Origin of the sequence: Paenalicyclobacillus cellulosilyticus, from assembly GCF_014647315.1 — a bacterium.
In the GTDB taxonomy this organism is placed as follows: Bacteria; Bacillota; Bacilli; order Alicyclobacillales; family Alicyclobacillaceae; genus Alicyclobacillus_J; species Alicyclobacillus_J cellulosilyticus.
Genome location: NZ_BMOY01000150.1, coordinates 1 through 236, shown reverse-complemented (window position 1 = coordinate 236; position 236 = coordinate 1). Strand labels below are relative to the sequence as shown.

Below are 236 nucleotides of genomic sequence, written 5' to 3'. Positions count from 1 at the left end.
AAAGCTTTTAGCTGGCGAGCAGGCGGCTGTGATGGCGGTTGGGGACGATGATCAATCGATTTATGGTTGGCGAGGAGCCAAAGTGGAGAATATCCAGCGGTTCTCCAAGGATTTTTCAGATACGCAACTGATTCGATTGGAACAAAATTATCGTTCAACCGCAACGATTTTAAACGCAGCCAATGCGTTTAAAATTATCGTTCAACCGCAACGATTTTAAACGCAGCCAATGCGTT

Annotated in this window: 1 protein-coding gene; it reads left to right on the top strand. The window is 45.3% G+C overall.

Annotated features, from left to right (window positions below; translation table 11 throughout):
- The coding region (locus IEX97_RS13290; protein WP_188883554.1) for a UvrD-helicase domain-containing protein at window positions 1–220 on the top strand (220 nt) is incomplete at its 5' end.
- Window positions 221–236: the final 16 nt, after the last annotated feature.